Genomic DNA, 20,919 nt, shown 5'->3' with positions numbered 1-20,919 from the left:
GTTGATAGGTTGGATGTGGAAGCATAGTGATATGTGAAGCTGACCAATACTAATTGCTCGTGAGGCTTGACTATACAACACCCAAGCAGTTGTATATAAAGCATCAATCGATTCATTAATATGCAAAGCAACTTGATTTAGTTATATGCTTAGCTAAAATGAACAAATAAAGTAAGATTCAATCAGCCCATCTGTAAAGATTTGGAAAACGCATCGGCATATTAAGACCAATGCAAGTATCCATACCAGTTGTGCTGGCGACCATAGCAAGAGTGAACCACCTGATCCCTTCCCGAACTCAGAAGTGAAACCTCTTAGCGCTGATGGTAGTGTGGGGTTTCCCATGTGAGAGTAAGTCATCGCCAGCTCATTATTCAAACACCCCGACCCCGAAAGAGGCCGGGGTGTTTCCTTATGGGAAATTAATTAATAAATTGATTTAAATGCAGTAAGACAATAAAAAAAGGACTCTATATGAGTCCTTTTTTTATAGAGGAAGGAAATTTCGAATCCGTTCTAAGTTAGAAATGGGCTTCTAAACCGACCTCTTAATTAGCTAGGTATCAAAACTTTTCATTAAAAAAAATCCACTTTTTCTTCTAGAAATTTCATACCAATATATATGATAAATAGAAACTATATGTTATAAATGTTAAGTAGGCATGATTTTTGCTTGTTTAATGGAATCTAAAATATGAAATTATCTGTTGGGTTGAAAGTTGCGAATTCTTTATCGTTAACACCTCAATTACAGCAGGCGATTCGTTTGTTACAGCTTTCTAGCTTAGAGCTTGAACAAGAAATTCAAATTCAACTAGATAGTAATCCTTTACTTGAAAAAATAGAAGAAGAATCATTAACAGATAGCCTATCTGCGTTAGAAAGTAAAGATTCAGATGATTTAACAACTGAATTAAATGCCAACCATTTGCCTGATGATTTACCAGTCGATACAGATTGGGATGATATTTATACTCATCAATCAACAGCATTGGCTACTCCAGAATTTGAAGAGCGAGAGGATAATCGTCAAGTTCAATTATCTCTAAAGGAACATATTTTAGAACAAGTTAATCTTTTGCACTTTTCTAAAATAGATCAATTAATTGCTTACTGTATTGTTGATGCATTAGATGATAAAGGTTTCTTAGATGCTGAAATAGAAGAAATAATTTTAGCTGCCCAACAATTATTAAATGAGATGGATATCGAGGAAGATATTGAAGAAGATGAGGTTCTAGTTGTCTTAAAGCATATTCAACGACTTGACCCACTAGGGATTGGTTCACGTAATTTAGCGGAATGTTTGAAAATACAGCTCGAATTCCTACCGAAAGATGTTGAATATTTAAACGAAGCAAAGAGCTTATTGCAATATTATGAGCTTTTGATAGCAAATGATCTAAATAAATTACTCAAACAAACGGGTTTAACAAAAGATCAATTAAAGTTTGCAATCAATCTTTTAAAAACATTGAAACCCTATCCAGGTATGGATTTTGATAAACAAGAGTCAGATTATCAAATCCCAGATGTAGTTGTTTCCAAAAAAGATTTACATTGGCAGGTCCAACTAAACCCAGATGTATTACCTAAATTAAGAATTAATTCTTTTTACTCCAGTATGATTCGTAGAGCAGATCAGAGTGAAGATAATCTATATTTGCGTAACCAAATGCTTGAGGCGAAAAACTTTATCAAAAGCATTGATGAAAGACATAAAACACTATTAAAGGTAGCATCTTGTATTGTGGAGCATCAGAAAGCTTTTTTGGAGATTGGTGCAGAAGCAATGAAACCATTGGTTCTTCGAGATGTTGCTGAAGAAGTAGAGTTGCATGAATCTACAGTTTCTCGTGTAACAACAAATAAGTATATGCTTACCCCACGTGGCCTTTTTGAGTTGAAATATTTTTTCTCTAGCCATGTAGGTACAACTGCTGGTGGAGAGGCTTCTTCCACTGCAATTCGTGCAATGATTAAAAAACTCGTAGCAAGTGAAAATCCACGTAAACCTTTGTCAGATAATGTAATTGCTACATTATTGAAAGATGAGGGCATTGAAGTAGCAAGAAGGACGGTCGCAAAATATCGTGAATCGTTACATATTCCTTCATCGTCTGAAAGAAAAGTCTTGATCTGAATTTTGAAGTATGGCTATTCTAGAGGTTCATTATGACGAAATAATGAAATTTTAATTTCACCAAGAGGAGCCGCTAAAATGGTTTAATTGTCCTAATATTTTTTGATAGCATTAAATCGTTTTAGTTCTTCTTTAGATAACCTAAAAAAGGTGAGGGATAGAATTATGCAAATAACGATTCGTGGACATCATTTAGCAATTACACCCGCTATAGAAGAAAATATTAAATCAAAGTTTAATCAATTGACGAAACACCTAGATCAGGTGAATAGTATGCAGATTAAATTAACCAAAGATCATCAAATTGATAAGCGCTCTCATAAGGGCAGTTCAAATCATGTTGCAGAGGCTATTGTAAGATTGCCGGGGATTGAGTTGTTTGCTCAGGCAACCGCTGATGATATGTATACTTCAATTAAAAAATTGACAGAAAAATTAAAAAGACAATTATTAAGATATCGAAAAATGCAATGTACTTATTCGCAAGTTACTGTTTCTGTTTAATAAGTTTTGTTAATTTAAGGGAGGCTTGAAAGATAGCCTCTTTTTTATTGATAAAATATAAACACGTACTGAATTCTTGGAAAAAGTTATAGTAAAATACTCCGTTTTACCCCTTAGGTTGTGTCAGAGGTCTTTGCAATGAATAGTGAACAGCTCACTCAAATTTTAAAAGAAGCTTTCCCTGTAGCGGAAGTAGCGGTGAGCGGACAGGCCGGAAAATTTGACCTCCGTATTGTGGATGATCAATTTGAAGGTAAGCGTACAGTGGCTCGTCAACAATTAGTTTATGCACCATTAAATACTTATATTGCAAGTGGGGAAGTTCACGCGGTAACAATTCGTGCAATGACCAAAGATGAATGGCGTAAAGCAAGCCTTTTCGGAGCTTAAATATTAATGGATAAATTTTTAATTACGGGTGGTGTTAAGCTCGAGGGCGAAGTGCGCATTTCTGGTGCAAAAAATGCTGCTTTGCCATTACTTGCTGCAACTATTCTTGCAGATTCTCCAATTACAATAACCAATGTTCCAAATCTTAAAGATGTTAATACGTTGGTCAAGCTAATTGGTGGGTTAGGGGTAACAATTGGCTATGAAAATGACACAGTAAAAGCAGATACCTCTACTTTAGATAATCAGTTTGCACCTTATGAGCTGGTAAAAACAATGCGTGCCTCAATTTTGGTTTTAGGACCATTATTAGCACGTTACGGTAATGCTAAAGTTTCTTTACCTGGTGGTTGTGCGATTGGTTCAAGACCTGTGGACCAACATTTAAAAGCTTTAGAAGCTTTGGGTGCGCATATTGAAGTCGAAAATGGTTATGTCCATGCTTCAGTTGATGGTCGCTTAAAAGGTGGTGAAGTTGTTTTTGATATGGTGACTGTTGGTGGTACCGAAAACATCTTGATGGCAGCAGCATTAGCAGATGGTGTTACGACTATTCGTAATGCAGCACGTGAACCAGAAATCACTGATCTTGCTCAAATGTTAATTAAAATGGGCGCCAAGATTGAAGGTCTTGATACAGATACTCTTGTTGTGACAGGCGTAGAAAGTTTGCATGGCTGTGAATATGCTGTTGTTGCTGATCGTATTGAAACAGGTTCATATTTAGCAGCTGCTGCAATTACGGGTGGTCGTGTCAAAACTACACATACTGACCCTACATTACTTGAGTCTGTTTTGGATAAGTTTGAAGAAATGGGTGCTGAAGTCACTCGTGGTGATGACTGGATTGAACTTGATATGATGGGTAAACGCCCTAAAGCTGTAAGTTTTAGAACTTTGCCACATCCAGAATTTCCAACTGATATGCAAGCACAGCTGATGGCAGTAAATGTGATTGGTCGTGGATTCGCAACAATCTCTGAAACGATCTTTGAAAATCGTTTTATGCATGTTCCTGAATTGTCACGAATGGGCGCTAATATTCAGGTAGAAGGTCACGATGCAGTCGTAACCGGAGTTGAAACCTTACAGGCAGCACCTGTTATGGCAACAGATTTACGTGCTTCATTCTCTTTGGTTCTAGCTGCTTTAGTTGCAGAAGGAGATACGTTAATTGATCGTATCTACCATATTGACCGTGGTTATGAACATGTCGAAGAGAAGCTTCAAGGTTTAGGTGCCCAAATTAAGCGAGTAAGTTAATGAATGATGTAAGAAACGATGATCCTAATTTTGATGTGATGGGTAATTTTGATCATGGTTTGACCTTGGCATTGAGTAAAGGGCGTATTTTAAAAGAGACGTTACCTTTATTGGCTACAGCGGGTATTAATTTACTCGAAGATCCGGAAAAGTCTCGTAAACTAATTTTCCCTACTACGCATAAGCAAGTACGTATTTTAATTTTACGTGCGTCTGATGTACCAACCTATGTAGAAAATGGTGCAGCAGATATCGGTGTAGCGGGTAAAGATGTGTTGATGGAGCATGGTGCTCAACATGTATATGAGTTGCTTGACCTGCAGATTGCTAAATGTAGGTTAATGACTGCTGGTAAAGTAGGCATGGAGCATCCAAAGGGTCGTTTAAAAATTGCCACGAAATATGTCAATCTTACACGTCAATATTATGCAAGCTTAGGCGAGCAGGTTGATGTTATTAAGCTCTATGGTTCTATGGAGTTAGCACCTTTGGTTGGTTTAGGTGATTACATTGTGGATGTGGTCGATACTGGTAATACTTTAAGAGCAAATGGTCTTGAGCCATTAGAAGAGATCTGCAAAGTGTCTTCTCGATTAATTGTAAATAAAGCCAGTTTTAAACGTAAACAAACTTTGTTAAATCCAATCATTTCACAGCTTGAGCAAGCTGTTCAATCGCGTTAAAAGCAATTTCCCATCATGCTTTTGCGATAGTTAAGCTAGATGATGCCCACAAGCGCATAGAAAAAGGGTAAACTTACTTTTTCTTTTTCGCCTTGTGGGTAAATTGATGCGACGTTTATCGACTCAAGATCAAAACTTCAAACAGGTTTTTGCTGAGCTATTGGCATTTGAAACCGTGAATGATCTTAATTTAGTGCAAACAGTAGATCAAATTATTGCTGATGTTCGTCAGCATGGTGATGATCATGTTTTAAAGCTTACTCAACAGTTCGATCGACATCCTGCGCATCAATTTTCAGATTTAGAATTATCTCAAGAACAACTTAAAACTGCTTTTGATAATTTAAGCCCAGAAATTCGTGATGCTTTAGAATTGGCAGCAAAGCGTATTCGTACATTTCATGAAGCTCAGAAACAAGATAGCTGGACTTATATTGATGACTTGGGCAATACATTAGGGCAAAAAATTACGCCTTTAGACCGTGTTGGTATTTATGTGCCAGGTGGTTTAGCTTCTTATCCATCTTCAGTTCTAATGAATGCTGTACCTGCTCATGTTGCGGGTGTACCTGAAATTATCATGGTTGTTCCAGCACCGAATGGTGAATTAAATCCATTGGTTCTTGCCGCAGCTTATCTTGCGGGAGTTAACCGAGTATTTACCATTGGTGGGGCGCAGGCTGTAGCAGCTTTGGCTTATGGTACTCAGACAATTCCACCTGTAGATAAAATTACTGGTCCGGGGAATCGTTTTGTAGCAGCTGCTAAACGTGCTGTATTTGGTCAAGTCGGCATCGATATGATTGCTGGACCTTCTGAAATTTTAGTATATGCAGAAGGTGAGAATAATGCAGATTGGTTGGCTATGGATGTTTTATCACAAGCTGAACATGACACTGTGGCTCAAGCTATTTTTATAACTCCAGATGAAGCTTTACTTAATGCAGTCGAGTTGGCAATTGAAAAGCATTTAAATGAATTGCCAAAGGCAGATATCGCTCGAACTTCAATTGAAAACCGTGGTGCTTTGGTATTAGTTAAAGACCGCGCAGAAGCAATTGAGTTAATTAATCAGGTTGCACCAGAGCATTTGGAACTGTGCCTAGATGACGCCGAAGCAATGAGTGAAGAGATTCGACATGCTGGAGCAATTTTCATGGGACGTTATACACCTGAAGCAATCGGTGACTATTGTGCGGGTCCAAACCATGTATTGCCGACATCTGGAACTGCTCGTTTTTCTTCTCCGTTAGGCGTTTATGATTTCCAAAAACGTTCGAGCTTGATTATGTGTTCGAAAGATGGAGTTAAAACGTTAGCTAAAACAGCCGATATATTAGCTGTCCAAGAAAACTTAGATGCCCATGCACGCTCAGCTCGCTATCGTTATCAATAAGCTTATCAACCTTGTCGTTTTTTAATTATTACTCAGGGCTGATTTTCAGCCCTTTTTTGAGATAAGACCATGACTTTATCTACAGCACAAATGCGCTTTTGGAGTCCAGAAGTTCGTGAATTAGATCCTTATGTTCCGGGTGAGCAGCCTAAAATTCAGAATTTATTGAAACTCAATACGAATGAAAATCCATATCCACCATCTCCAAAAGTAGTTGACGCAGTTCAAGCAGTTTTAACTCAGCAAGCTGATGCATTGCGTTTATATCCAGATCCAGATGCAACAGCTTTAAAACAAGCAATTGCTAAACAACAGAATATTGAGGTATCTCAAGTTTTCGTTGGTAATGGCTCAGATGAAGTACTTGCTCATATTTTTAAAGCATTTTTCCTTCAAGATGAACCGATTCTTTATCCAGATATTACTTATAGTTTTTATCCAGTTTATAGTCAGTTCTTTGGAACAAAAACTAAAGAAATTCCACTCAATGAGAATTTCGAGATAGAAGCTAAGGACTATATACAACCAAATGGTGGGATTGTTATTACAAACCCTAATGCACCAACCAGTATTGCAATGGGGTTGCCAGATATCGAGCAAATCTTAAAAGCAAATCCAGATCGGGTGGTGGTGATCGATGAGGCTTATGTTGATTTTGGAGCAGAATCCGCAGTTGGTCTTGTAAATCGCTATGAGAATTTGGTTGTCTGTCAAACAACCTCAAAATCTCGTTCATTAGCTGGTTTACGCGTTGGTTTTGCAATCGCTCAGCCACATTTAATTGCAGCGCTTGAAGCTGTCAAAAATAGTTTTAACTCCTATCCTATTGACCATTTTGCAATTGCAGCCGCGGTAGCTTCTTTTGAAGATCAGGCTTATTTTGAAGAACACTGTCAGAAAGTTATTTCTAGTCGTGAAAAGCTAGTAGATGACTTAACTGCTTTGGGCTTTAAAGTTTTACCTTCTAAAGCGAACTTTATTTTTGCTTCACACTCAGTCCATGATGCAGGCAAACTTGCACAACAATTACGTGAACAAGGTATTATTGTACGTTATTTCAATAAGCCTCGTATTAATCAATTTTTGCGTATCACAGTGGGTACTGATGAGCAGAATATGCGTTTAGTGCAAACGTTAAAACAAGATATTCTTTAAGTTTTAGTCTGCTGTGCTGTTCATTAAGTTCAGCATGGCAGAAATTTTATCAAGGCTTTCTTGATATTCTGCTTCTGCATTTGAGGCAATTGTAATACCACCGCCAGCCCACAAAGAGAGCTGATTTTGATATTGTTGAAAGCTACGGATAAGAATATTCCAGCGACCCGTTCCATCAAAATTGAAGTAACCTAATGTCCCGCAATAAGCACCTCTTGCTTCTTCTTCTAATTCTTCAATAATTTGCATTGCCCGAATTTTTGGGGCTCCTGTAATCGATCCCCCCGGTAAAGCAGAGAGCAACATTTGCATTGGATTAATATCATCTTTAAGCGTGGCAACAATCTCACTGACCATATGATGAACTTGATTAAAACTTTCAATCTCGAATAATTGCGTTGTTTTTACGGACCCTGTATTGGCATAAATGCTCAAATCATTACGTAATAAATCAACAATCATGACATTCTCGGCCTGATCTTTTTGCGAGTTTTTTAAAGTTTGTTTTGAAATAAAATCTTTTTCGATATCTTCATATCGAGGCATGGTTCCCTTAATAGGTCGTGTCTTAATTTGTTTATTTTGATTGAATTCTATGAAGAGTTCAGGAGAACAACTTAATAATTCAAATTGATCTAATTTTAAATAACCTGCATATGGGGCATTAGTAAGACTCCATAAATCTTCAGCTTTATTTAATAAAGATCCTTTGAAATTAGCTTTAAATTCTTGGGTTAAATTAATTTGATAACAATCCCCAGCTTTAATGTATTCTTGTATTTTGTTAAAAGCCTCGAAATATTGTTCTTTAGACCATCTTGGTTGAATAGAAGTTTTTAATTCAAATATATTTTTAGATTTATTTGAATTGGTAATCTCTAACTTCTTTTTAATATATTTAAATAGGTCTAATGCATTTTCTTCATCACTAAAAAAATACCACTCATTATCTATATATTTTAAAAAAGAACGATATTGACCTAAGAATAAAGACGGTTGTATATGGGCTTGAGCATTAATAAATTGATGGGCAGCAAAATCATAACTAATAAAACCGACATAGCCGCCATTAAAACTTATTATTGATTTAGTATTATTGATTTCTTTTAATTTATTTTCTTTTAGTTGAATAAAATCTAATAATTGGTTCGATTTTAATATATTTTTATATTCATTAAAGTTCTGACGTTGAAATACTATATTATTTTTATTCTGAATAAGAATGTATTGTTGAGGGAGAAAGCCAATAACAGGATTATTATTGTCATTTAAATAAATGAGTCCAGTTAATCCTTGTAAATTTTTTAAAATCTCGGCATTACTTTTACCATGTAATGAGATTTTTTTCTTTAACTGAGACATTTTTAAATAACAGAATAGTTAATGAGGGAAATATTAGTTTACTACAACTTGCGGATCATCAGGGAGAAGACTTAGAAGAGAGGTACTTTTTGTTGATAAAATAGTCGAATTTTAGAGTGGGATTGGTAGGGGGCGTTAGAGTTAAAAGCGAAATAAATTGAGTGTACCGTTTGTCGGGTAGTTGGCAAAAAATGCACAACACTAGTTGAACAAAAAGTAACGTAGATGTAATTTAGTAATTGCTAAGCAAAACTACTCAAGGATTGGAAGTTTCGGTTGCTATATAAAGAAAAATGCAATTTGAGACAATGAGAGTGGTTAAAGTCAAAAAATAAATGCTCTTGGGAGAGTGCTCAATGAAAATGTTCACTAAACTTGCTTTAGTTTCTTCTTTAGCTATCAGTGCAAATGCAATGGCAATGCAGTCAATGGACGATGCTGCACTAAGCGCTGCTACAGGTCAAGATGGTATTAATATCGGTATTGCTTTAGGTACTGACGGTATTAATATTAGTAAACTATATTTACATGATAATGACGGTTTAGGTACCGCAACAGGTATTCAGGGTGCAACAGGGACTGCTGGTGCAATCGCAATTAATGGTATTACTCTTAAGCAAACAGGTACTGATCCGCTTTTAAATTTAGCAATTGATACGAATGGTGCTTCGGGCTCAAACGGTGCTTTCCTAAACGTTGCAGCAACAGTTGGTGCGGTTGACGTACATGTTGGTTCAATTGGTGTGGGTACTTCAGGTACTTTAAGTGAAACGACTGCTGTACGTGGTATTACAGAAACTGCTCCAACAGAGATTATTACTGGTTTAGATTTGTCTTTAGGTAAAATTACTGCAAACATCCAGTTAGGTGCAGCTCCTCAAGGCGCAATGATTAAAGTAAACTCTAGTTTACAAGGCGGTTTAAATATCTCTAATCTAGGTATTAAAGACGCTGCTGGTGGCGGTACTATCAAACTTGACAAAATCATGGTACGTGGTGCTAACGCAACGGGTGATTTAGACGTTAATGCTGGTATCTCGGTAAAAACGACTGGTCTTGAAGTTAAAAATAATAGTACTCAAGCAATGAATGTATATTTACAAGGTGTACATTTAGGTACAGCTGCTTCTATTGGTGATGTTGAAGTTCAAGGTCTAAATGTTGCTAATTCTACAATTACAATTTCTGGACACTAATTTTAAGAGTTCAAAATAAAAAAAGCGCGTTTTATACGCGCTTTTTTTGGTGAAGGAAAATTTAAAATGATTTTATATATTTGTTTAATATAAAATTATTATATAAATAATAAATATATGGGAAGTGCTGATAATTAAGAATGAGAGCTAGTTAACAGTTTAATTAGAGTAGAACTATGCGTTCATCAAAAAGATAAAAAAAAAGCTGTTTTTTACAAAAAAAAAAGGTATCTTCAAGACACAGGGATGTAGAGCTATTGCTCTAAGAATAAAATTAATAAGGCCGGTTAGGCCACCATTTAGACCAAGTGCTTATGTTAGAGATTGTTTTAGGCTCAGCATTGATGTATTACTTTGCGACAGAAGCCTTCGAAATAGAAAAAAAACCACCGGGAACTGTTTATTACACAGAGACTGCCGATTCACGTAATTTATCTTTTCGTCGAAATCATTTTGAATCAGTCACGATTAAGCCTGCTGTAGAAGATCAATTTCGGGGTATTGTTCGACAAGCATATGATTATAGCTGTGGTTCAGCCGCGCTTACCACTTTGTTAAATGGTTATGTTGGTACTAGTTTGACTGAACAACAAACGATGAGTGGTTTATTACAGTACGGTGAATATCAGCGGATTATTGAGCGTCGTAGCTTCTCGTTACTTGATATGAAACGCTTTGTCACAGCAATCGGTTTAGAGAGCGGTGGTTATCGTGGTGAGTTCTCTGATTTAGTAAAACTTGGACAACCTGCAATTGTTCCTATTTCTTATGCTGGGTTTAAACATTTTGTCGTATATAAAGCTTATAAAGATGGACGAGTATATGTAGCTGACCCTGCTTTAGGGAATATCAGCTTCGACGAAAATCGTTTTAAAGAAATTTGGGATAATAATACTTTATTTGTTATTTCTGTACCCGAATCTCAGCGTAAAGATTTATTGGCATTAAAAGAAGCAGATATGCGTCATGTGGAAGATGCAACAGTAAATAGATATGCTTTTGTTGATGTGCAGTATCCAACATTTAATTATGACCGTTTAGCAAATAAAGCTTCAACGATGCGCCGTGTTTTGGACAATGATAATCATTCTCCAACATATAATCAGCCAATAGAAACTTATATGCGTCTTTATTACAAACGTAAATAGTTAGATTTTAATTTAGTAAAATAAATAAATTGGGTGGGAAGAAATATGAATAATCGATGGATTAAGATGAGTGTATTGGCCTTAAGTATGAGTGCCATTACAGGGACAATCTATGCAGATGATCAAGTTGCACAAACAGATGCACAAAATGGTGCGGTTGTTGCTGAAGCAAGTACAACACCAGAAGTAACGTCAACACCAAATTCAGTGCAAGAAGGAGAAGTAGTTCCGACTACATCAGCTAATCCTGAAGCAAATCAAGCGGCTACTGCCTTACAGAAAAAAGAAGGTGATGCGAGTCAAGAGACAAATTTACAAGAAGTATTTACTTCCAACGAGCGACAATATTCGTTAATTAAAAAGGGCGTAATTTCATCTTATTATGACCTTGATTACACATATTATCGTGATACTCGAATTGATTTAGCTTTATCGGATAACTCTTCTCAACTCAACCGTTTACGTGTTGAAGAAGATGCAAACCATACATTAACAAACAGTTTTACTTTTCAATATGGTGTTCTTGATAATTTAACTCTTTCAGCAACTTTACCTTTTGTTGCAAAGTCTGAAATTATTAAAGATAAAACTACTGCTGGATTAGGTGATATTTCTTTAGGTGCTCGTTGGGAGCCATTTCCTTTAAAGCAAGGGCGTTTACCATTAGTTCTATTTGGTAGTTTATCTACGAAAACTGGCGATAGCCCATATGAAATAGGCTTAGATGAACTTTCAACAGGTAAAGGTTATTACTCTGCTGGGATAGGCGCTAGTACTCGTAAGTATATCGATCCAGTCGTTTTATTTGCTTCTGCGTCTGCAAATTATGGTTTTAAAGAAACAGGCCTTGATCAAGTTCGTGGGGGAGGGAAAAATGGAACGAGGACTTTAACCTCATTTGATCCAGGCATTAGTGGTGGTTTTTCTTTTGGTTTTGCTTACTCATTTAATTACGATGTATCTCTAACTATGTCATATCAGCAAAGTTTTAATATGAATGCTGAGTTTGAATTTGATAATGGCAATGAATCTTATACTTCACCGGATCAAAGTAGCGCGATGCTTTCATTTGCTTTAGGTGTACGTGTTTCCCCTGAAACGATTGTTAATGGCACAGTTGGTATTGGTTTAACAGAAGATGCGCCAGATATTTCACTGGGCCTATCTTTCCCACTAGATATTTTAGGTTTTGGCAAAAAGCAAAAATAAGGAGATATAAAGGTGAAATATCCTAAATTATGTCCTTTAACTGCGGCAATTGTTATCTCCGGTTTTTCTAGCTTTGCCAATGCCCAATTAGGACAAAACCTAGCAGTCGATATTCGTTCACTCTCGATGGGAAATGCCGTAACAGCAGATCCTCCAGGGATTAGTGCAGTTCATTTTAACCCCGCAGCATTAGCTAAAATTGATGGGCTGCAAACAGATGTACAGGGTATTCTTGCAAACTTTGATATTCAGAGAGAATATTCTGCACCGCCAGGTTATAACGTTTTTGGTTATTCAGATGACCCAATTGTTTGTAATGATGGTCCTGAGGTTTCGGTAGGTATATGTACCGATTTCAAAGGGCCTGTACGTGGTGATGTGGAATATGCTAGCTTATATGTACCAATTCTTAAGAAAATGGTTGATTTGGGTGCAGGTTACCCTTTAGTTGCTCCAACAGCGGGTATAGCTTATAAACCACCCGGCTCGAAAGTAACTTATGCAACAGCAATGTATGCACCATTAGTTGCAGGTTTTGGGGCAGAAAATGGTAATCCCAGTAATTATATGGGGCAGCAAGTTGCTGTAGAACGTATTACCTATTTATCACCATCATTTGGTTATCAAGTGAATGATCATTTATCCCTTGGTGCTTCATTTGGTATGTCGTATAACGCGATTGCATTAAATACAGACTTACGTTTTCCCAATGAAATGATTGGGGTATTAAGAATGGTTGATGAGGTTGTTTGTAGACCATTTAAAAATAATAAAGAATTCTTTACCGATCTAATATTATTGGGTATTTGTAATACTCAAGAAGGAATGAATCCATTTAATAAAATGGGCGCTCTGCAGGTTTCTCTAGAGCAATCATTGAGCCCAAGTTATAACTTAGGTTTGCTTTGGGAGCCAACTGATGACTTTAGTTTTGGTATGGTTTATCAGAGCTCAGCTAAAATGCGTTTAAAGGGTAAGTATCTGATTGATAATGCTAAAGCCCCCCAACAGCTTATCGCAGGTCTTAACTCATCAACTAGTGGTAGCATTGCTTCAGCAGTCTTACAATTACCAGGATATATTCCAAATACAGAGTCTGGTTTAGTTGCAATGGATCTGGAATATCCTGCGCATTTTCAAGCAGGAATTAAATATAAATTATTGCCAGATTTACAAATGAATTTTGATGTAGGTTGGACTGATTATTCAGCATGGGATAAATTTAAATTTGAATTTGATCGCCAGATCTCATTACTTCAAGTGGCAAGAATTCTATCTAATGATGTAACTCCAGCTTCTTTAGCGTTACCGTTAAAGTTTACCTCGCCTTGGAGTTGGGGAATAGGGCTAGAATATTCTGCTACAGATCGGTTGAAGTTACGTGCTGGTTATGAACCTCGTGCAAGCTCTATTCCTAATGATAAACGTAATACCATGGTTCCAATTAATAATGCGCAATTATTCGGTTTGGGGGTAGGATATCGTTTCGATACAGATACCGATTTAGATCTTTCAGTTGGCTTCTTACGCAGTCGAGATAACATACCAGCTTGTAGTAGTACTCTATCGAATAAGTGTGGTGTCGATAATATTTTATTAAATCCATATGCTGGTTTGGATGTAAAAACGAATACAAAAGTCACAGTACTTGGTTTGAGTTATAGAACAAAATGGTAAAGCAGTATAAACGGATGTTTAACCCTAATTTTGCTATCTTAACCTTATGTGTTGCTATAGCGAATATTTCTGTTTCTTATGCAGACGGATTTTATACGATTATAGGTCCCGATGGCCGTCCTATGATTGTGCATAGTAAAAGAGTTGACCAGAAAAAACAAACCTCGTCTAAAATAGAAGAAACACAACACCAAAATCCAACAACTAATACGATAGTTGTTCCCGCTCAAAAAGTGTTTAAAGAGGAGGCGCGCAATACAGATTCACTAAAAAGAGTAGAACAACAACCACAAAAGAAATTAAATTCTGCACCGACTGCACCGACTGCACCGACTGCACCGACTGCACCGACTGCACCGACTGCACCCCAAAAAACTCAAACTGCTATTGTTGCTGATAAAGAATTAAAAACATCTACGGAGAAAACTAAATCTTTGGAAGGTGAAAAGGTTCAACCAGTCGCTAATAATGAGTGGAAGAAAAAGATTATTTTAGTTCCGCCACCAATAAAAAACACATCACAGGCAGTTCCATCAGCCATCTCTTCACAGGATAAGTCTAAATTTACAACGATTGATAATGTTGAATATGTAAATAATGAGTATCTTGAAGATCAGGAATTTAATCTTGAAGGAAAAAAGCGTTTTTATCTCATGCCTGACGGCTTAGGACGAACTGAATCAATAGAGCGTAAAAAAGGTGTGAGTCGGTCAACTTTAGATCAGCTTTTTAATCGGCAGGCTAAAGATGAAGAGTCTACTGTTGTATTGGCTCCAACATATATGCGTTTATCTTCGCAAGAGTTAGAAGCCGCTTTTGAACAAGACAAATGTTTTATTAAAGGTTATAACAAACAAATTAAGACGCTTAGCATAAATAAAGAAGTAAATTTATGGCCTCGTAAACCCTTAAAAGAAAAATTTGAATATGAAGTAGTACAGCTAAATCCTTCTGTTCAACATTTAAAATTTATGTCATTTGCTGCTAGTAATGAGAAACCACTCTATTATTGGCCACTAATTATTTTTTTAGATGATAAAGGCTGTATTTTAGAAGGTGTAAGTGGGTTTAAGAGTAAATATTATCCTTCTACGATGTTACAACATGCATCACTTCAAGGTGTTTTAAAAGTACCATCTTCAGCGCATTACATGATGATGACACCATTATCATCTGCTGTGGATGTTGCAGAAAAAGAGCTAACAAATCAGGGACAAATTCAAATTTCGGTATTACGTTAAAAATAAGTAGGATATCTAATGAATAAAAAATCTTTATGGCCTTTTGCACTCACTACATTAGCACTGATGCTAAATGGTTGTGGTGGTGGTAGTTCCAATATTAATGAAGATCCAAACTCTGGAAGTAATAATGGCAATTTAACTTCTGGTAGTTGCAAGCCAAGTGTAAGTGGTACTGCTAGTAGAGATTCAAATTGCTTTGAGTTTGCATTGGATTATCCAGTTGAAGGAATTAATTTTGATTGTAGTACGGCTCTCGGGCAGCATTTTGTCACTACCCTTTCACAGGGGACCGTGACGGGTACATGTAAAGTTGGTGATACCGCACGTTTCTATTTACAAGGTAAGAGCGATAAACAGATTTTCTTAGGTAGTGTGAAGCTTGATACAATAGGAAAATATACTGCTTTTGTAAATAATGGAAGTCAAAAAACATCATTACCTGTGTATTTAAGACTATTAGATTTAGCAAGTGGGATAACAGGTAAAACACCTGCGACTTTAGATAAAAATGATGAAACAATTAAAGTTGCAATTGCTTTGGTGAAAATATTCCAAAGTATTGGTTTTGAAAAAGGTGATAATCTGATTGGAGATATACAGCCTATAGAAATTACAGATGAGAAAAAGGATCTACTTACTAAGCTTTCTCAAAGCGTAACAGCAGCAGATTTTCAAAGTGGGGCGTATGCGAGTCTTTTAAAACCTTGGTTAGATGTCAGCCCAATCTCAGATGATGAGGCATATAAATTAGTAGTGCAAACAACTAATTTAAGTAATGCGGGAACTTATGAAGCTACAGATATTCTCGATGTTTTTCTTTTTAGAGGATGTAATCTTAACTCATATGAAGAGTGTGAAAAAAATTCCTCTACTGCCTTGCGTGATAGTGTAAATTCAATGTACTTAATGACAGACCGCCAAGGTTATACATTCGGTTATGGTTTACAATGGAATGGTGTTAGAAAGGATTTAACTGATCCTTTAAATCTTGTACGAAAAGTTAAACCAGTCAAAATGAATGTTAATGCACAAAATACTTGGCTTCATCCAATCAGCAGAGAAATTCAATCAACTACACCTCTTCGTTTAAGTCTATCGGATAATCCAAATGAAGACTTACAAATTTATCAAGGCAAATTATTTAATGATTATGCTATTGCAGGAAATGAATTTGTATATAAAACCTTGACAAATCTGAATACTGGAAATCCTCAACATTATGGCCGTTGGCGGCAAACTCTGGGTGGAGAAAACTATAATGGGGGACTAGATATTTATAAAGGAAATAAGATTAGTTTTTTAGAAAGTAGTGTTTTTAAAACTGCAGGGAATGTTAAAACTGGAGAAAATTATATTTTTCCACTTTATGCAAATTTAACTTTTAATTTTGCGCAATCAGGCGCAGAGCCTGTAAACTTAGGTGTTGTTATTGATGAACATGGCGATATTCGAACTGATATTAAGCCAAATGCCACAACTACTGATATGTCAGGGCAATGTGCCACAGTTACAGGCAACAATTTAATTGATAGTTTGGGTGTGCAGCAATACCGTATTGGTACGACTGCTGCGACACTAGATGATCCGACAAACTCTGATCGCTCAGTTTATATTCGTATGATGTTAGCAAATCCAAAATTTGCGAATATTGATGGTGCGATGATTGGATTGACATTCATTGGACCATCAGCAGGGACTGCAAAACTGAATTTATTTAATTTGCTAGCAAATAAAGTGGATAATAATAGTATTAATCTTAATAATGGAGCAAAAGGACTGGCTAGTTGGTATAACGCTCATGCAGCTGCACAAGCGAGTTATAATGCAATTGATAAAGTAATTCCTGCACCAACTGATGAAGAGAAAGCATTAGCACAACGTATTGTTGGTACAGTAACAATCAAATTAGCGGATCAATCTATTCCAGCTTGTAAAGCAATTAAAACTAAGTCTTAAAAATAAGAGACAAATAAAAAAGACCGCTTAGCGGTCTTTTTTTATTATCTAATTAATTAACCCGTATGATCTAAACGAGTACCCAAAGTTTCAAGATGAGTTGGGAACACTTGTTTTTTACGATCTTCAAAATAGTGTCTTAATGTATGTTCTACACTAGGGAAAGCAAGTTCACCCCATGGAATTTCATGCTCTTCAAACAAGCGACTCTCGATGCTTTCTTCACCTGCACCAAAAATGCCATCTTTCAGCTGTGCTTTGAAAAGTACATAAATTTGACCAATACGCGGAATATTGTACATACAATACAGTTGTTCTATTTCTATCTCAGCTTCTGCTTCTTCACGAGTTTCGCGTGCTGCACCTTGTTCCATGGTTTCGAACAATTCCATATACCCGGCAGGCAAAGTCCATAAACCATAACGAGGTTCAATCGCACGACGACAGAGTAATACTTTGTCTTCCCATAACGCTAAGGCACCGCAGATTACTTTGGGATTTTCATAGTGAATATTTCCACAATGAGTACAAACACGGCGTACTTTATGATCACCTAAAGGAATTTTTTGTTCGGTTTTATGCCCACACGCTACACAGAAACTCATAATTATCATCGAGTATAGAGATGCCTCAGCATAACTGAATTTTTAGACTTACGCATCAACTCTATTCCCTAAGTTTGATTTTCAGATATGATGCAAAGAGATAGAAAATAATAGGTGAATGGTATGGAAGAGCACTTGCTAACACAAAAGTTACAGCAAAGATTGCGCTTTTCCACCCGCATACAAGAAGCACAAGCAGCAGTACTCATTGCAATTACGAATGAGAATAATCCAAAGGTACTGCTTACACGCCGTTCAATACATATGAACAACCATGCGGGGGAAGTTTCTTTTCCGGGTGGAAAGCGTGATCCGAGTGATACCAGTAATATTGTTGTAGCGTTAAGAGAAGCTCAGGAAGAGACAGCTTTAAATCCGTTTGATGTGCAGCTGTTAGGTGATTTGCCGATGCAGCGTGCAAGAAGTGGTTTGTCTGTAAAACCGATTGTTGGGCTTATTCCTCCAGAGGTGACTTTAATACCTCAGCCTACCGAAATTGATCGAATTTTCTTTGTCCCGTTACAACAACTTATAGAGACGCGTCCAACACCCTATGAAGTTCGATATGCCCATCAGTCTTTATATTTTCCAAGCTTACAAATTGATAATGAAATCATTTGGGGTTTAACTGCTCGTATGTTAGTTGCTCTGTTTAAATATGGATTGGGTTATCAAAAAGATTGGCCATTTTTACTCAACTCGCCAACCTTTGGAATGCCAAAGTTTTCTCATAAGAATAAGTGATCAGGATTGATAAATTATGATGTATAGCTATCAAGGACAGCACCCAAAAGCCTTACATGAACCATGGGATGGTTGGGTTGCTCCAACAGCAACGCTAATTGGACAAGTAGAGTTAGGGCGTCAAGTCAGCATTTGGTTTGGAGCTGTAGTACGTGCCGATAACTGTATAGTTCGAATTGGTGATTTCTCCAATATTCAAGAAAATTCTGTACTACATACCGATGCTGGGCTTGAATTAAATATTGGTGAATATGTCACAGTCGGGCATAAAGTCATGCTGCATGGTTGTACGATTGGTGATAATAGTTTGATTGGTATGAACGCCGTAATTTTAAATCGGGCTGTGATTGGTAAAAATTGTATTATCGGTGCTAATGCTTTAATTCCTGAAGGGAAGGTGATTCCAGATAATTCAGTGGTGATGGGTTCACCTGGCAAAATTGTCAAAACTTTAGATGACGATGGTGCCGCAAAAATACGTTTGAGTGCATTGCATTATGCTGAGCACTTTAAGAACTATGCAGATTTAAAAGAATTCCACTTTTAACTCTTTTTTAGCAAAATATTTTTATGCCAAGCACAAGCTTGGCATTTTTATTTAGAAAGAGAACAACTCGCCTAACAGAGCCGAGTGGGGTATCATAACCCTCGTTTTTAATCTGATTTAATACTAAGGTTGTGCATGAAATTGCTGGCGTTGGAAACTGCAAATGAGCAGTGTTCTATTTCATTAGTCGATGAAACCCAAGAACTGTTTTTTCAACTCGATACGCGGGCGAAAGCACAAACCCAGACCATTTTGCCCATGATCGAGCTAGGGCTACAACAAACAGGTCTTGAGGTTGCTGGTTTAGATGCAATTGCCTTTAGCCGTGGGCCGGGTTCTTTTAGTGGTGTTCGAATTAATGCAGCGGTGACTCAGGCATTGGCATGGTCTCAAGATTTACCAGTCATTCCAGTTTCTACTTTACAAGCTTTAGCTCAGGCGGCATATCGACTTGAAGGTTTGGAACAAGTGACTGCGGTTCTTGATGCACGTATGAATGAAGTTTATATCGCAAGTTTTGTTCTAGATGAGCATGGAATTATGCAATGTATTGATGAAGAAAAATTAATGGGCTATGAGCCAGCGGCTGTTTACGCAAAGCATTGCTTAATTGGTTCTGGCGCAAAACTACTTCAAGCTGATGCAGAGCATCAAACAATCACTGCAACTGCACAAGACATTGCTTCGATTGCACGTGTTTATGCAGCGCAAAGGCAGTGGGTTGATGCTGAATATGCTTTGCCAGTTTATTTACGTGATGATGCATGGAAAAAAATAGCAGATCAGGGTAAAGCAAAATAAAGGCTAATCATGCACATATATTTTGAAGTAGATTTTCAAGAACAAGCACAGCAGTACCAAGCTGTGCTTTGTTCTAGAGGTGTGACCGTAGATTTGCAGTTAGTTGAAAAACTGAATGCGCGTTTTTTGCGTGTAAATCCTGAGTTGGCACTGTGTGTGGATGAAAACGGGTTATGGTTATCTGCAAATGGCATGAAAATGCAGCCCGATTGGAAAGCCGAAATTTCCCGTTTAAAGCGAGCAAGCCTTAAATCAGAAATGATTGCCCGTGCTTGTCAGTTAAGTGAAAAACCGATACTTGTTGATGCTACAGCAGGCTTAGGCCATGACAGCTTACTCATGGCTTATTTAGGCGCACAAATACAATTGGTTGAGCGCCATCCAATTTTATTTACCTTACTTGAAGATGCAAAAGCGCAAGCTGAACAAGACAGCTTTTTAAGCCAGTTTATGGATCGGATTCAACTGATCTTTGCTGACTCTGCAAGTTATTTACAACAGTTACAGCAAACAGCTCAACTGGTTGATGTGGTTTATCTAGATCCGATGTTTCCACAGCGTGACCAGAATCACCAAGCCATCAAAAAACAAGCTCAAGTTAAAAAACAGATGCAGCTTTTACATCTTCTTTTACCCGAAGATGGTGAGATGGATTTGGGGGATAATTTGCTGGTTTTGGCACAGAAAGTTGCTAAACGTGTAGTCGTTAAACGACCGCGCCATGCTATTTTCTTGGCGAATCAAGAGCCAGCTCATCAATGGCAAGGAGATGCTTGTCGTTTTGATGCGTATTTTCAGTAGGCTTATGTAAGGTTAGGTTTTATTGCTTGAATAATGCACAAATATATGTGATATAGTTCAAAAGCATGATTGCTAAAATTCTTAGCAGGCATACA

The 20,919-nt window shown here is 37.0% G+C and carries 19 protein-coding genes and 1 rRNA gene; 18 read left to right on the top strand and 2 right to left on the bottom strand.

Annotated elements, in window-relative coordinates; all coding sequences use genetic code 11:
* Positions 1-253 precede the first annotated feature (253 nt).
* The 8 genes from rrf (at position 254) to hisC (ending at position 7,534) form a co-directional block, all read left to right on the top strand.
* Positions 254-368, top strand: a 5S ribosomal RNA gene (gene rrf / locus F968_RS15490).
* A gap of 326 nt (positions 369-694) precedes the next feature.
* Positions 695-2,143, top strand: a complete 1,449-nt coding sequence (locus F968_RS15485) for an RNA polymerase factor sigma-54 (protein ID WP_004794488.1) — start codon at positions 695-697, stop codon at positions 2,141-2,143.
* A gap of 165 nt (positions 2,144-2,308) precedes the next feature.
* Complete coding sequence (gene hpf, locus F968_RS15480) at positions 2,309-2,647, top strand: ribosome hibernation-promoting factor, HPF/YfiA family (RefSeq protein ID WP_004641296.1); 339 nt, start codon at positions 2,309-2,311, stop codon at positions 2,645-2,647.
* Positions 2,648-2,785: 138 nt separating this feature from the next.
* Complete coding sequence (gene ibaG / locus F968_RS15475) at positions 2,786-3,037, top strand: BolA family iron metabolism protein IbaG (protein WP_004794487.1); 252 nt, start codon at positions 2,786-2,788, stop codon at positions 3,035-3,037.
* Between the two features lie 6 nt (positions 3,038-3,043).
* Positions 3,044-4,300, top strand: a complete 1,257-nt coding sequence (gene murA, locus F968_RS15470; RefSeq protein WP_004794485.1) for a UDP-N-acetylglucosamine 1-carboxyvinyltransferase — start codon at positions 3,044-3,046, stop codon at positions 4,298-4,300.
* Positions 4,300-4,983, top strand: coding sequence for an ATP phosphoribosyltransferase (gene hisG, locus F968_RS15465; RefSeq protein ID WP_004794483.1), 684 nt, complete (start codon positions 4,300-4,302; stop codon positions 4,981-4,983). Before murA ends, hisG begins: the two co-directional genes overlap by 1 nt.
* Before the next feature lie 106 nt (positions 4,984-5,089).
* Positions 5,090-6,379: a histidinol dehydrogenase gene (gene hisD, locus F968_RS15460; RefSeq protein WP_004794481.1), complete on the top strand. Its 1,290-nt coding sequence runs from the start codon at positions 5,090-5,092 to the stop codon at positions 6,377-6,379.
* 69 nt (positions 6,380-6,448) lie between these two features.
* A complete protein-coding gene (gene hisC, locus F968_RS15455) occupies positions 6,449-7,534 on the top strand; it encodes a histidinol-phosphate transaminase (RefSeq protein ID WP_004794478.1) in 1,086 nt (361 codons plus the stop codon).
* A gap of 3 nt (positions 7,535-7,537) precedes the next feature.
* Here the strand turns inward: hisC and F968_RS15450 are convergent, their stop codons facing one another.
* Positions 7,538-8,896: a chorismate-binding protein gene (locus tag F968_RS15450; RefSeq protein WP_004794476.1), complete on the bottom strand. Its 1,359-nt coding sequence runs from the start codon at positions 8,894-8,896 to the stop codon at positions 7,538-7,540.
* 356 nt (positions 8,897-9,252) lie between these two features.
* On the opposite strand from F968_RS15450, the gene F968_RS15445 reads away from it, so the two are divergent.
* The 6 genes from F968_RS15445 (at position 9,253) to F968_RS15420 (ending at position 17,326) form a co-directional block, all read left to right on the top strand.
* Positions 9,253-10,092, top strand: a complete 840-nt coding sequence (locus tag F968_RS15445) for a putative pilus system protein FilA (RefSeq protein ID WP_004794474.1) — start codon at positions 9,253-9,255, stop codon at positions 10,090-10,092.
* A gap of 314 nt (positions 10,093-10,406) precedes the next feature.
* A complete protein-coding gene (locus F968_RS15440) occupies positions 10,407-11,240 on the top strand; it encodes a putative pilus system C39 family peptidase FilB (RefSeq protein ID WP_004794473.1) in 834 nt (277 codons plus the stop codon).
* Between the two features lie 45 nt (positions 11,241-11,285).
* Positions 11,286-12,449 (top strand): putative pilus system protein FilC, encoded by a 1,164-nt coding sequence (locus F968_RS15435; RefSeq protein WP_004794471.1) that lies wholly within the window; start codon positions 11,286-11,288, stop codon positions 12,447-12,449.
* A 12-nt stretch (positions 12,450-12,461) separates the two neighbouring features.
* Positions 12,462-14,126: a putative pilus system OmpP1/FadL family transporter FilD gene (locus F968_RS15430; RefSeq protein WP_004794470.1), complete on the top strand. Its 1,665-nt coding sequence runs from the start codon at positions 12,462-12,464 to the stop codon at positions 14,124-14,126.
* Entirely contained in the window at positions 14,120-15,367 is a 1,248-nt protein-coding gene (filE, locus tag F968_RS15425; RefSeq protein ID WP_004794469.1) for a putative pilus assembly protein FilE, read from the top strand. Before F968_RS15430 ends, filE begins: the two co-directional genes overlap by 7 nt.
* An 18-nt stretch (positions 15,368-15,385) precedes the next feature.
* Positions 15,386-17,326 carry a putative pilus system protein FilF gene (locus tag F968_RS15420; protein ID WP_004794467.1) on the top strand — a complete coding sequence of 647 codons (1,941 nt, stop codon included), beginning with the start codon at positions 15,386-15,388 and terminating at the stop codon, positions 17,324-17,326.
* A gap of 56 nt (positions 17,327-17,382) precedes the next feature.
* Here the strand turns inward: F968_RS15420 and F968_RS15415 are convergent, their stop codons facing one another.
* On the bottom strand, positions 17,383-17,931 hold the full coding sequence (locus F968_RS15415) for an NUDIX hydrolase (RefSeq protein ID WP_002115876.1): 549 nt from the start codon (positions 17,929-17,931) through the stop codon (positions 17,383-17,385).
* Between the two features lie 114 nt (positions 17,932-18,045).
* Between F968_RS15415 and F968_RS15410 the strand changes: the two genes are divergently transcribed.
* The 4 genes from F968_RS15410 (at position 18,046) to F968_RS15395 (ending at position 20,824) form a co-directional block, all read left to right on the top strand.
* On the top strand, positions 18,046-18,675 hold the full coding sequence (locus F968_RS15410; protein ID WP_081399562.1) for a CoA pyrophosphatase: 630 nt from the start codon (positions 18,046-18,048) through the stop codon (positions 18,673-18,675).
* A gap of 19 nt (positions 18,676-18,694) precedes the next feature.
* Positions 18,695-19,222, top strand: coding sequence for a gamma carbonic anhydrase family protein (locus tag F968_RS15405; RefSeq protein ID WP_081399697.1), 528 nt, complete (start codon positions 18,695-18,697; stop codon positions 19,220-19,222).
* 135 nt (positions 19,223-19,357) lie between these two features.
* Entirely contained in the window at positions 19,358-20,023 is a 666-nt protein-coding gene (gene tsaB, locus F968_RS15400; protein ID WP_004794458.1) for a tRNA (adenosine(37)-N6)-threonylcarbamoyltransferase complex dimerization subunit type 1 TsaB, read from the top strand.
* A 9-nt stretch (positions 20,024-20,032) separates the two neighbouring features.
* Positions 20,033-20,824: a class I SAM-dependent methyltransferase gene (locus F968_RS15395; protein WP_004794456.1), complete on the top strand. Its 792-nt coding sequence runs from the start codon at positions 20,033-20,035 to the stop codon at positions 20,822-20,824.
* Positions 20,825-20,919: the final 95 nt, after the last annotated feature.

This window comes from Acinetobacter sp. NIPH 817, from assembly GCF_000368405.1.
Lineage (GTDB): Bacteria > Pseudomonadota > Gammaproteobacteria > Pseudomonadales > Moraxellaceae > Acinetobacter.
The sequence above is the reverse complement of the archived record's forward strand: the minus strand, read 5'-3'. Positions and strand labels throughout refer to the sequence as shown.